Origin of the sequence: Paenibacillus protaetiae (assembly GCF_004135365.1) — a bacterium.
Taxonomy (GTDB): domain Bacteria; phylum Bacillota; class Bacilli; order Paenibacillales; family Paenibacillaceae; genus Paenibacillus_AP; species Paenibacillus_AP protaetiae.
Map to the genome: position 1 here is coordinate 255,115 of NZ_CP035492.1, position 13,106 is coordinate 268,220.

At 52.6% G+C, this 13,106-nt stretch carries 11 protein-coding genes; 10 read left to right on the top strand and 1 reads right to left on the bottom strand.

The features are described from left to right. Positions 1–110: 110 nt before the first annotated feature. From ET464_RS01090 to ET464_RS01130, 10 genes are all read left to right on the top strand, one after another. The gene (locus ET464_RS01090; RefSeq protein WP_129437509.1) at positions 111–1,010 is read left to right on the top strand and encodes a cation diffusion facilitator family transporter; all 900 of its coding nucleotides are present in this window, start codon (positions 111–113) and stop codon (positions 1,008–1,010) included. A 32-nt stretch (positions 1,011–1,042) separates the two neighbouring features. Next, positions 1,043–2,590 carry a single-stranded-DNA-specific exonuclease RecJ gene (recJ, locus tag ET464_RS01095; RefSeq protein ID WP_165279860.1) on the top strand — a complete coding sequence of 516 codons (1,548 nt, stop codon included), beginning with the start codon at positions 1,043–1,045 and terminating at the stop codon, positions 2,588–2,590. Then, positions 2,566–3,069 carry a single-stranded-DNA-specific exonuclease C-terminal domain-containing protein gene (locus ET464_RS01100; RefSeq protein ID WP_244226791.1) on the top strand — a complete coding sequence of 168 codons (504 nt, stop codon included), beginning with the start codon at positions 2,566–2,568 and terminating at the stop codon, positions 3,067–3,069. Before recJ ends, ET464_RS01100 begins: the two co-directional genes overlap by 25 nt. A gap of 56 nt (positions 3,070–3,125) precedes the next feature. Next, the gene (locus ET464_RS01105) at positions 3,126–3,641 is read left to right on the top strand and encodes an adenine phosphoribosyltransferase (protein WP_129443948.1); all 516 of its coding nucleotides are present in this window, start codon (positions 3,126–3,128) and stop codon (positions 3,639–3,641) included. Positions 3,642–3,864: 223 nt separating this feature from the next. Next, complete coding sequence (locus ET464_RS01110) at positions 3,865–6,045, top strand: RelA/SpoT family protein (protein ID WP_129443950.1); 2,181 nt, start codon at positions 3,865–3,867, stop codon at positions 6,043–6,045. Positions 6,046–6,060: 15 nt separating this feature from the next. After that, on the top strand, positions 6,061–6,504 hold the full coding sequence (dtd, locus tag ET464_RS01115; protein ID WP_129437515.1) for a D-aminoacyl-tRNA deacylase: 444 nt from the start codon (positions 6,061–6,063) through the stop codon (positions 6,502–6,504). 329 nt (positions 6,505–6,833) lie between these two features. Continuing rightward, positions 6,834–6,998, top strand: a complete 165-nt coding sequence (locus ET464_RS19670) for a hypothetical protein (protein ID WP_165279861.1) — start codon at positions 6,834–6,836, stop codon at positions 6,996–6,998. A 610-nt stretch (positions 6,999–7,608) separates the two neighbouring features. Continuing rightward, on the top strand, positions 7,609–8,862 hold the full coding sequence (gene hisS / locus ET464_RS01120; protein ID WP_129437517.1) for a histidine--tRNA ligase: 1,254 nt from the start codon (positions 7,609–7,611) through the stop codon (positions 8,860–8,862). A gap of 33 nt (positions 8,863–8,895) precedes the next feature. Beyond that, a complete protein-coding gene (gene aspS / locus ET464_RS01125; protein ID WP_129437519.1) occupies positions 8,896–10,710 on the top strand; it encodes an aspartate--tRNA ligase in 1,815 nt (604 codons plus the stop codon). A 25-nt stretch (positions 10,711–10,735) separates the two neighbouring features. Then, positions 10,736–11,491 (top strand): tRNA threonylcarbamoyladenosine dehydratase, encoded by a 756-nt coding sequence (locus tag ET464_RS01130; RefSeq protein ID WP_129437521.1) that lies wholly within the window; start codon positions 10,736–10,738, stop codon positions 11,489–11,491. A gap of 117 nt (positions 11,492–11,608) precedes the next feature. On the opposite strand, the gene ET464_RS01135 is transcribed toward ET464_RS01130, so the two are convergent. After that, on the bottom strand, positions 11,609–13,105 hold the full coding sequence (locus ET464_RS01135; RefSeq protein ID WP_129437523.1) for a methyl-accepting chemotaxis protein: 1,497 nt from the start codon (positions 13,103–13,105) through the stop codon (positions 11,609–11,611). Between the last annotated feature and the right edge of the window lies 1 nt (position 13,106).

Sequence of the window (13,106 nt, forward strand, 5' to 3'; positions counted from 1 at the left end):
CGCGGAAAACAAGCTTATGCTTACGAAGTAGTTTTCCGCTAACGCGGAAAACAAGCTTATGCTTACGAAGTAGTTTTCCGCTAACGCGGAAAACTTTAGGAGGCACAATAATGCGAGATGTTAAAGCTGAGAGCATGTCTGGGCTTTGGGGCAGCGCCTTACTTGCTTTGCTGAAAGGGATTGTCGGGTGGCTCTCCGGAAGTAAAGCGCTGCTGGCCGACGCTTTTCATTCGGCCGCTGAACTTTCCGGTTCAATCGCCAAGCTTGCCGCCTCGCGTTCGGAGCGGTCGGGCTCGAGGGAACCGGATTCCAAAGGCGCAAACACCGGCAATACACGCGCCGAAGAAATCGTTTCTGTTGTTTTATCCGCGTGCTGGTTAGTGATCGGCCTTGAAATCGGTATTTCGGCATTGCGGGATTTTTCGTTAGGCATTGAGGAAGCGCCTCATTGGAGCGCGGTTGTGATGGCTTTGGCCGGACTGCTGGTGAAGCAGCTGTTATTCCGCAGCAGGCAGGGTCATGCGGGGCTCTATTCATCGCTTGCCGTTTTGGCAGGGGCAGGCGGGGCGTTAATCGGTAAGGCGGCATCGCTGCCGCTGCTTTATTATTTTGATCCGGCGGCTTCCATCGTGATTGCAGTCATGATGATCGCGAACGGATACCGGCTAATTGTCTCGGCAGTCCGCACGGAACCGCAAACCGTATATCCGGCAAAGGATACCGAGGATATGATGCAGCTGGTGCAGCGCATCGAAGGTGTTGTAACAGTGGAATCGCTGAAAGCGAAAGAGCAGGGCCATTATGTCGTTGCGGATATCGTCATCAGTGTGAATCCGCGTATTTCCATGATGGAAGGGCAAGAAATCGGCAAGCGCGTGAAGCAGCTTGTGCTGAAACGATTTGCCCATGTAACGGACGTGTCCATATATGTCGAAGCTTATAATCCTGGTTATCCGTATAAGTCAAACCACGATCCAAATCAGGAGCAGATGACGACATTGATCCAATAGAAGCTAGGCAGCAGAGAGGGGTTGAACACAGCGTGATCAAACAAAAAACGCGCTGGACCATAACGCCCTGGAGTGAACAAGAAGAGCAGCAGGCCGGCCTTTTAGCCGAGACGCTTCGTTTGTCGCCGCTTGTTGCGAGATTGCTCGTCAGGCGCGGCTGCAGCGATCCGGCTGTCGCTGAACGTTTTTTATTCGCCGGGCCGCAGCATTTGCATGATCCTTTTTTGTTAAAAGGAATGAAAGAAGCTGCCGAGCGAATCCACAGCGCAGGGGAAACCGGAGAAAAAATCCGGATATACGGCGATTATGACGCAGACGGCGTTTCAAGCACTTCGCTTCTTGTCTATTTATTTCGCGAACTTGGTTATGATTATGATTATTATATCCCGCATCGTATGCTCGAAGGTTACGGCTTGAACCGCAAGGCGCTGGAACTGGCGGCGGAAGACGGCGTCAAGCTGATCGTTACGGTAGATACCGGCATAAGCGCATTCGAGGAGATTGAATATGCAAAAGAGTTGGGTCTCGATGTGGTGGTCACCGACCATCATGAACCGCCTGAGCGAATTCCGGATGCCGTTGCGGTTGTTAACCCGAAGCAGCATGACTGCCCTTATCCGTTTAAAGGCTTGGCCGGCGTAGGCGTAGCGTTCAAGCTGGCGCATGCGCTGTTAGGCTCAGCGCCGCTGCAGTGGGCAGATATTGTGTGCCTCGGCACGATTGCCGACTTAATGCCGCTTACGGATGAAAACCGCATTCTTGTGCGTGAAGGGCTTGCGCTGCTGCAGACGATGGAAAAACCCGGATTCAGAGCGCTTGCGGAAGTGTCCGGCATTGAGCAGGGGCAGGTAACCGCAACATCGGTCGGTTTCGGCATTGCACCGCGCATTAATGCAGCCGGCCGGCTGGATCATGCCAGAAGGGCGGTGGAGCTGCTTATATCGCCTTCTTATGACGAAGCGATATTAACCGCTTCTGCACTTGATTTGCTGAATAAAGAGCGGCAGCGGCTGGTGGAGGGTATCGTCAAGGAAGCGGAAGAACAGTGGGCTTCCAAGGCGGCACATGCGGAAGCGGAAGGCGTGCCCGTCCCATCCGTCATTGTGCTCGCCGGCGAAGGCTGGAATGTGGGCATTATCGGCATCGTCGCCTCCAAGCTGCTAGAGCGCCATTATAAGCCAACCATTATTTTCGGCATTGACCCGGATACCGGCATGGCCAAAGGTTCGGCCAGATCGATTGACGGCTTTGATCTGCATGCCGCACTTACGGAATGCGAAGCGCTGCTGGATCATTACGGCGGCCATCAGGCTGCAGCCGGGATGAGCTTGCATCGCGACAATCTTCCTGCCTTGGAGCAGCAGATGAGCGGCCTGGCGGACCGATGGCTGACGGCGGATGACTGGATACCGAAAACGTCCATCGATTTGATATGCGGCGTTGAGGAAGCGACACTGCAAACGATCAGCCAGCTTAGCCAGCTGGAGCCGTTTGGCAACGCCAATCCTTCCCGCGGCTTTTATTCCGCCGGGCAAAGATTGGCGACCGCCGGGCAATCGGCAAGGACAACAAACATTTGAAGCTGACGGTCCGCAGCAGGACAAGCACACTGGATGTTATCGGGTTCGGGTACGGGGAGCATGCGGCGCTTATAAATTCGCAAACCGAACTCGATCTGTTAGGCGAGCTTTCAGTGAATGAATGGAACGGCCAGCGCAAGCCGCAGCTGCAAATTCATGATTTAAGGACAAGCCCGCCAAGCCCTGCTTTTCCGGAAAGAGAGCAGTTCGGGCTGCTGTATAAGCATCTCCGCCAGCATAAGCGGTTTCCGATTGAAGGGTTAACCGAAACGTTAGCGCGAACCGTCCGTCTTACACCGGAGATGATCGCTCTCATGCTGGACGTGTTTACAGAGCTTGAATTTATCCGGCTGGATGAGGAGGCGCAGGAGCTGGTTGTAGCTGATTCGCCGGCCAAACGGGATTTAAGCTCATCCGAAGCATACCGCGCTGCGAAGCGGCAGACGGACACTGTATACATGAGCGGGGTTTCAAGCTAGAATAAGTAGGTTCACGAAATTATCGGTGTGAATGAAGGGATTGAATGACGTTGAGTATAAATTTTAAAGACTATATCCGGGTTATTCCGGATTTCCCGCAGCCGGGCATTAAATTTAAAGATATTACGCCGCTGCTGAACGACGGCCCGGCTTATAAAGAGGCCATTGCCGCGTTAAAAGAACTTGTCAAGCATTTGGAAATCGATGTTATCGCCGGTCCGGAAGCACGCGGTTTTGTCATCGGCGCGCCGCTTGCGCTCGAGCTTGGCGTTGGGTTCGTGCCGATCCGCAAAAAAGGCAAGCTTCCTTATGAGACGATTGAAGCGAGCTACGACCTGGAATACGGCAACGACAGCTTGACCATGCATGTAGATGCGATCCAACCGGGGCAACGCGTCCTAATTGCTGATGATCTGCTTGCAACAGGAGGCACCATTGCGACTTCGGTTAAATTGGTCCGCCAGCTTGGCGGTACAGTAGCCGGTGCAGCTTTTTTGATTGAGCTTGGTTATTTGACCGGCCGTGACAAGCTGGAAGGCATTGATATTGTTTCGTTGTTGAAATACGAGTAGTTCACCGTCAAGGTGCTGCAAGGCTCCCTCTTCACTGCAAATGCGAAGAGGGAGCTTCTTTATATCACATTTGGCTGAATACCAGACAAATCCGGCAGTTAATTTCGGAGTTTCGACACCGTCCACAGTTGACGTCATGTCATGGTAACAGGCATAATATGAGGAATAATAGAAAGCTGAATTGTCTGAATAGATCATGCCAAGCGAAAGAAAGGGACGTTTCATGGGCATAGAGCAGTTAATTGAAAAGGCGTCTGCCTATCTGAAGGAACAAGACTTATTACGCATCAGGGAAGCCTATGATTTTGCTGAGCAAGCCCATCACGGCCAAGTGCGCAAGTCGGGTGAGCCTTATATCTTGCATCCTGTGGCCGTAGCGGAAATATTGGTCAACATGCAGATGGACGTCATGTCGATTATTGCTGCGCTGCTGCATGATGTCGTAGAAGATACAACCGTTGATCTGGCAACGGTCAAAGCGAAATTTGGCGATACATGCGCCATGCTGGTCGACGGGTTAACAAAGCTGGAAAAAATCCAATTCCGGTCGAAGGAAGAGCAGCAGAACGAAAACTACCGCAAAATGTTCTTGGCGATGACACAGGACATTCGCGTTATTTTAATTAAGCTGGCCGACCGGCTTCATAATATGCGCACGTTAAAGTTTCAGTCGGAGGAAGCGCAGCGCCGGATTGCGTATGAAACGCTGGAAATTTTTTGCCCGATTGCGCACCGGCTTGGTATTTCTGCGATCAAATGGGAGATGGAAGATATTGCGCTCCGCTATTTGAACCCGCAGCAGTATTACCGGATCGCCAATCTGATGAAAAAGAAGCGGGCGGAACGCGAGAAGCATATTGAGGACGTTATCGACCGGATTAAAGAAAAGCTTGCGGAAATGGGCATCGACGGCGACATCTCGGGACGCCCCAAACATATATACAGCATTTATAAAAAAATGCATGCCAAAAACAAGCAGTTTAATGAGATTTACGACTTGCTTGCGATCCGGATTATCGTGGATAACATTAAGGACTGTTACGCGACGCTTGGCATTATCCATACGTTGTGGAAACCGATGCCTGGGCGGTTCAAGGACTATATCGCAATGCCCAAAGCAAACATGTACCAGTCGCTCCATACAACGGTCATCGGGCCAAACGGGGAGCCGACGGAAGTGCAGATCCGCACTTGGGAAATGCACCGCACGTCGGAGTACGGTATCGCGGCGCATTGGGTATATAAAGAAGGCAGCTCGTCGCCAAACGGCAATTTTGAAGACCGCTTGTCCTGGGTACGCGAGCTGATGGAGCTGCAGCATGACACGCAAAATGCGGCCGAGTTCATGGAATCGCTGAAGATGGATTTCTTCTCCGATCTTGTATTTGTATTTACGCCAAGCGGGGAAGTGATCGAGCTTCCTTCAGGATCGGTGCCGCTTGATTTTGCGTACCGCATTCATACGGAGGTTGGCAACCGCACTATCGGAGCGAAGGTAAACGGCAGAATCGTGCCGCTGGACCATAAGCTGAAAACCGGCGATATTATCGAGATTTTGACATCCAAGCATTCCTACGGACCAAGCCAGGACTGGATTAAAATTGCGCAATCCTCACATGCGCGCAGTAAAATCCGGCAATGGTTCAAGAAGGAAAAACGCGAGGAAAATGTCGCCAAAGGCCGCGAGTCGATTGAACGCGAGCTGAGGAAGCTTGGTTTAGAGCCGTCCGTATGGATGACAGACGACAAGCTGCAGGAAGTGGCGACGAAATTTACGTTTAACGATATAGAAGATATGATGTCGGCGATCGGCTTCGGCGGTTTGACGGGTGCCCAGGTATGTACGAGACTGACCGAAAAGCTGCGCAAGGAAGCGGAAAAATCGAATATTATTGATTTGGCCGAACCGAAAGAAAACAAATCGCCGGGCTCCAAGAAAAACCGCCCCACCAACGGCATTATGGTCAAAGGGGTCGACAACTTGCTTGTCCGTTTTGCCCGCTGCTGCAATCCGGTGCCGGGTGACGCCATTATCGGCTATATTACGCGCGGCCGCGGCGTTTCCGTCCATCGTATCGACTGTCCGAACATTCCGTTTGGCGTCGAAGGCGAAGAAGCGGAACGCGTCATTGAAGTGGCGTGGGACGAAGGTATCGAGTCGAACTACAGCGTCGATATCGAAATCGCCGGACAAGACCGCTCGGGCTTGCTGAACGAGGTGCTGCAGGCGGTTTATGAAAGCAAAACGAACATTACGGCGGTTACTGGCCGTTCGGTTAAAAATAAAATGGTCATGATCCATATGACGATCATGATTCGCAATGTGGAGCATCTGTCATCCGTTGTGGAAAAAATTAAACGGGTGAAGGACATTTATTCCGTGCAGCGGATCATTAACAGCTAATCGGAGGGACAAGCCGTGAAAGTAGTGGTGCAGCGCAGCAAGCAGGCAAAAGTAACGGTGGACGGCGCGGCCGTGGGCGAGATTGAATTTGGCCTTGTACTGCTTGTAGGGATTACGCATGAGGATACGGAAGCCGATGTCCGCTGGATGGCGGATAAAACGGCCGGTCTTCGGATTTTTGAAGATGAAGCGGGCAAAATGAACCATTCGGTTGTGGATGTTGGCGGCCAAATTTTGTCAGTGTCGCAGTTTACGCTATACGGCGATTGCCGGAAGGGCAAACGCCCGAACTTTATGGCGGCAGCCCGCCCCGAGCAGGCGGAACCGCTATATGAGCAGTTTAACGAAGCGCTGCGCGCGCAGGGGTTAACGGTGCAGACCGGCGTCTTTGGCGCTATGATGGATGTCTCGCTCACGAACTGGGGCCCGGTAACGCTTATTTTGGACAGCAAACAGTAGCAGAGGAGCTGTGCGCGGCGGTGTTTACGGCAAGCAGGCAACTTGAGCGGCGGCATACACGAGCGGGTGATGGCGTATAACGCGCAACGGTTTGCAGCAAGGGCGACAAGCACAACGCGAGAGACGCGATGGGATGTGAGCGGCGGCATGCTCGTGGATGACGATGCACAATGCCAGCAGTGCGCAAACTGCGGGTTTGGATGCGGCAGGTTTCGTTTTCTGCAATTTCAGCTAGGTTTTGTTTCATGCGGTTAGTTTGGATGCCGCTGGCTATACTAATGGCAGCCAAGCCATTAATTGAGCCAATGCTGAAGGAGATTAGATACCGCATGCATCAGTCACGCAAGGAGCAAGGCTTGCAGCGCGAGTCGCGCAAGCTGCTTCACGCCGATTTCCGGGAAGCGATTATTTTAGCCGGCGCGGAAAACAATGTGGAAGTTTCCGATGAACCCGGTGCGCGCAAACCGGCAGGAAGGGGATTCTCGAAACCTTAAAAAACCGTCTCTTTACAATGATTGCGTTTTCTGAATTGTAATAGGATTGTAATCTAATGATAACGGTTCTTTAATACAACATGCCTATACTACAACTAGACCCCCTTTTTTAAAACATATAACTTGAGGACCTACAACTTGTATTGTAGGTTTTTTTCTGTCCGTTTTAGGGGAAACTATAACTATTCGTTGACACAATAATGAACCTGTGTTATAGTTTGAAGTCAATATAACTTTACTTATCTGATCCTGTGATGGAACAAAGTAATTCAAAGCACGTACCCAGAGAGGGATGCCCAGGCTGCAAGCATCCTTATGGTGATTGAATGAACAGACCTTCCGGAGGACAGCAGGCGAACGATGCGATTTGTTTCGTGTCCGTGTAGCTTGTCTGCGTAAGCGGGCGTTAACCGTTTGGAAAGCGAACGATGCCGTCACATCGCAGTGATGATGCAGGTTCGGAATTGTGGGTGGCACCGCGGGAGATTACGCTCTCGTCCCTTGCAGCTTAGGCTGTAGGAGACGGGGGCTTTTTTATTTTTCCGCTGCGGCAATGCCGCCGTCAAACAGCGAGGAAACGAAGAAATTTGAGGGGTCAGGAGGGAAACAGATGTCATTTCAAAAGTCGCCTGGTACGCAGGATATTTTGCCCGGCTCGGTAGAGAGATGGCAATATGTCGAGCAGACAGCCCGGGATATTTGCCGCAGATTTAATTTCCGTGAAATCCGCACGCCGATGTTCGAATCCACCGATTTGTTTAAACGCGGCGTCGGGGAAACAACCGATATTGTCGAAAAGGAAATGTATACCTTCACGGATCGCGGCAACCGCAGCATTACACTGCGTCCGGAAGGTACGGCCGGCGTTGTGCGTTCTTACGTAGAAAATAAAATTTACGGGGAACCGGACGTTTCCAAATTGTATTACATCGGACCGATGTTCCGTTACGAACGCCAGCAGGCGGGACGTTACCGCCAGTTCCACCAGTTTGGGGTAGAGGCGCTTGGCTCGGCCGATCCGGCACTGGATGCCGAAGTAATAGCGCTTGGCTACACGTTTTATACCGAAGTAGGCCTTAAAGGCGTTCGTGTTGAAATCAATTCCATTGGCACACCGGCCGTACGCGCCGATTTCCGCGATAAGCTGCTTGCTTTTCTGGAGCCGAAACGCGAGCTGCTGTGCAAGGACTGTCAATCCCGCATGGATCGCAATCCGCTTCGTGTGCTGGATTGCAAAACGGACCAGCATCATTTTGAAGGCGCGCCATCCATTCTGGACAGCCTGGATGAAGAATGCCGCACCCACTTTGACAAAGTGCAAACGTATTTGACGGATATGGGCATTCCGTTTGTCATTAATCCGAAGCTGGTGCGCGGGCTCGATTATTACACGCATACCGCTTTTGAATATAAAGCGGAAGGTATCGGCGCCATTGATACGATTGGCGGCGGCGGCCGTTACAACGGCCTGGTGTCCGAAATCGGCGGTCCTGAACAGCCCGGCGTTGGTCTAGGCCTTGGCCTGGAGCGTACGATTATGCTGCTGGAGCATCAAGCACAGCAGCTTCCCGATCCGCACCGCCTGGATGTCTACTTGGTAGCGCTGGGTGAAGCTTCCGAGCGCCGCGTCACGCAGCTGACGTACGAGCTGCGTAAAGCAGGCCTGCGTGCAGAGCGCGATTATCTGGGCCGCAAAATGAAGGCGCAGCTGAAATCCGCAGACCGCTTCGAAGCGCGTTACACGGCGATTTTGGGTGATGACGAGCTGGCGCGGGGCGAAATTGCCCTGAAAGAGATGGCGACCGGCGAGCAGAAAGTGATTCCGCTTGATCAGCTTGTACAAGAGCTGGCAGGCAACAAATAATAAGATCCAACACCTAAAGGAGATATGAAAACCATGATGTTGAAAACACATGCATGCGGCCAGCTGTCCAAAGCGGACGTCGGCCAAACCGTTACGCTGAACGGCTGGGTTCAGCGCCGCCGCGACCTTGGCGGAGTTTTGTTTGTGGACCTTCGCGACCGCACAGGAATTGTGCAAATCGTATTTAACCCGGATTTCTCGGGCGACGCGCAAGCGCTTGGCGAACGCGCCCGCAACGAATTCGTGCTGGCAGTGGAAGGCACGGTCGTTGAACGCGATCCGGAAACGTTTAACCCGAACCTGGCAACCGGCGAAATTGAAGTTCGCGTTCATAAGCTTGAAATTATGAACCCGGCGAAGACGCCTCCGTTCCCGATTGAAGACGGCGTTGAGGTGGATGAGAACCTCCGCCTGAAATACCGCTACCTGGACCTGCGCCGTCCGGAAATGCAGCGCACGCTGCTGCTCCGTTCGAAAGCGGCCAAAGTATTCCGCGACTTCCTTGATGGCGAAGGCTTCATCGACGTGGAAACGCCAATCCTGACGAAAAGCACGCCGGAAGGCGCGCGTGACTATCTCGTGCCAAGCCGTGTGCATGAAGGCGAGTTTTACGCGCTGCCGCAATCGCCGCAAATTTTCAAACAGCTGCTGATGGTTGGCGGCCTCGAGCGCTATTACCAAATCGCGCGCTGCTTCCGCGACGAAGACCTTCGTGCGGACCGTCAGCCTGAATTTACGCAAGTCGACATCGAGACGTCGTTCCTGTCTCAGGATCAGCTTCTTTCGATGATGGAGCAGCTGGTACAACGCCTGTTCCGTGAAACGGTTGGCGCTGAAATTCCGGCTCCATTCCAGCGTATCACTTACGCGGATGCGATGAACAAATACGGCTCCGACAAGCCGGACCTTCGTTTCGGCCTGGAGATCGAAGATATTACCGATATCGTATCGACCAGCGATGTCAAAGTATTTGCAAGCGTAGCGGCAAGCGGCGGCGTAGTTAAGGCGCTGAACGCCAAAGGCTGTGCAACGTGGAGCCGCAAAGAGCTTGATGACCTGCAGCCGTTTGCGGCACGCTACGGCGGCAAAGGCCTGGCATGGATTACCGTTAAAGACGGCGAATGGAAAGGCCCGATCGTTAAATTCCTGAAGCCGGAAGAAATTGCCGCTTTGACCGAACGTCTGCAAGTGGAAGACGGCGACCTGCTCACGTTCTCCGCCGACAAGAAAAAAGTCGTTGCGGACGTGCTTGGCAACCTGCGCCTGAAAGTAGGCCGCGAGCTTGGCCTGATTGACGAATCGGCATACAAATTCGCATGGGTCGTAGACTTCCCGCTGCTTGGCTGGGACGAAGAAGCCGGCCGTTATGTGGCTGAGCACCATCCGTTCACCCGTCCGAAGGACGAAGACCTGCACCTGTTCGACACCGACCCTGGCCAAATCCGCGCGCAAGCGTACGACCTTGTCCTGAACGGCTACGAAGTAGGCGGCGGTTCGATGCGGATATTCAAACGCGAAGTGCAGGAAAAAATGTTCGCAGCGCTTGGCTTCTCGATGGAAGAAGCGCAAGAGAAGTTTGGCTTCCTGCTGGATGCGTTCGAATACGGCACGCCTCCGCACGGCGGCATCGCATTTGGCTTCGACCGTCTGGTTATGCTGCTGACAGGCCGCACGAACTTGCGCGAAACGATTGCGTTCCCGAAAACGGCAAACGCAACCGATCCGATGACCGACGCTCCATCGCCGGTTGAAGCTTCGCAGCTGGAACAGCTTCATATTCGTACCGTATTGAAGCCGGCCCCTGCAAAACAGCCAGCAGCAGCTGCTGCCGGCGAGAAAAAAGAGTAACGGGATAAAAGGGAGGCTGCACACGATGCTGCATCAATTTTCCCGCACGGAACTGGCGATCGGCCCGGAAGGGCTGGAGCTGATGAAAGGCAGCACGGTGGCTGTGCTGGGCATCGGCGGCGTAGGTTCGATCGCCGCTGAAGCGCTGGCCCGCACCGGCGTAGGACGCATCATTCTGATCGACAAAGATGTAGTCGATATAACGAACGTCAACCGCCAGATCCATGCATTGACAACGACGGTTGGCCAGCCGAAGGCCGATCTGATGCGCGACCGGATTAAGCTGATTAATCCGGAGTGCAATGCCGAAGCGCTGCGCATGTTTTATACGGAAGAAACGTACGAACAGTTGTTTGCGTACCCGCTGGATTATGTCGTTGACGCTTCCGATACAATTTCGTACAAGGTGCATCTGATCAAGCAATGTCTAGAACGGAACATTCCGGTAATTTCCAGTATGGGCGCTGCTAATAAAATGGACCCGACGAAATTCCGGGTGGCGGATATTTCTAAGACGCACACCGATCCGATTGCGCGTGTTGTACGCCAAAAACTGCGTAAAGATGGCATTCGTAAAGGTGTGAAAGTTGTTTTCTCCGACGAAGAGCCTATGAAGCCAAGAGAGGATGTTACGCAGCGGATCGTGCCGGATAATGCGCCGGAAATCCGCAAAGCGCAGCAGCCTCCGGCCAGCAACGCTTTTGTGCCGCCGGTAGCCGGGCTGATCATGGTCAGCGTAGTCGTACGCGATTTATTGACAAAAGGCGGAATTACATTGTAGTTGTTTCGCCGCATCGGCTGTTCGAAGTCCGCTCCGTTACAGGCGCGGCTTCGTGCTGCAACTGCAAAAAAGCCTTCCCGGCATAAACCGGGAAGGCTTTTTTGCAACCTATAGAGACTAATGCTTCAACAGCGATTGCTTGCCGACCAGCTCTTTCAGCTCGGAAATGAGCTGGTCCAGCTGCAAATAACCTTCAACCAGCTGGCCGATCTTGGAATCCTGATTTTCCATGCTTGCAGATACTTCCTCGACGGAAGCCATATTTTGCTCGGTTGTGGCTGCGATATTCATAATTTCCCGGGAAACAACGGCGTATTCCTCGGACATTTGAACCGATGATTGGCCAACGGCAACGGCATGCGCTTTGACAAGTCCGGTATTTTCGTGAATGCGCCGAATGACCTGCTCGACCTGCTGTGTAGCGTCGTAACTAACGGCGACAGCGGATTGGCCCAGATGAATTTGTTCGCTGACAGCTGTAATTTGGCTGCCAATTGTATCGAGTATCGAAGCGATTTCTTTGGCTGCCGATTGCGCATGATCGGCCAAGGTCCGCACTTCGGAGGCGACAACTGCAAATCCTTTGCCTTGCTCTCCTGCCCGGGCCGCTTCTATCGCTGCGTTAAGCGCCAGCAGATGAGTCTGCTCGGATATTTCGCCGATGGAACGGGCAATCGTGCCAACCTGCTCATTTTGTTGATTCAGCAAATCCATCAGGTGAACGGTATCCGTCATAATGGTGCGGACCCGATTCGCTTCGGTTGTAAGCGTTACGAGCTGGCCGCTGCCTTCCGTCGTCAGCGCAGCATTATCGGTAGCGTAATTTTGCAGCAATGCTGTCCTGTCTACGAGCTGCTGAACCGACGTGTCGATACTGTGCACAGCTTCTCCGGCTTCCACGACCATGCCGGTCTGTTTTTCGATCGAGGCGGTCATTTCGCCAAAAGTAGCCGTTACTTCGCGGGATATGATGCCGGCCCGCTCGACGGTGTTTTTTTGCTCTTTGCTGAATTCATCCAATATGATGATTGAGGATTTCAGTTTGTCGATCAACTGCTCGGAAACGTCTTTGGCAGTTAAGGCATCGCTGCGCTCGCGCGACACCTGCAGTTGAAGCCGCTGGCTGAAGCCGGCCGACACGGCCAAAGCAGCTGTAGCAAAAATCAGGTACATATACAGGTAAAGCAGAGAATCGCCCGGAAACAGCCGCTGCTGGTATTCTTGATCGAGAAACAGATAGGTAGTGAACCCCATTCCCAGTATACCCGTCAGAACAATCGGCTTGTAATCGGAATACAAGGTCATAATCGTAATGTTGACATATACCAGAAAATAAGTGCTTATAATCGGATTCGGATCGGAAACAATGAGCAACACGGCCAGCGCTGTTAAAATAAACGGAACGAGGTATTTGATATAGGATACAAACCACTTTTTGTAAGTCATCAAGGTCGTAATGCCGCAGGTGACGATTCCGACAGCCGCAAGGGTCATAATTAAAGCTGCGCTGATTCCCGCCCCGAGGTCAGCGGCAATGCCAAGTACAAGCAATCCCCATAATATTTTGACAAACAGCCGGTTCCGCTTGTCCAAAATTTCCAGATCAGTTGTCATT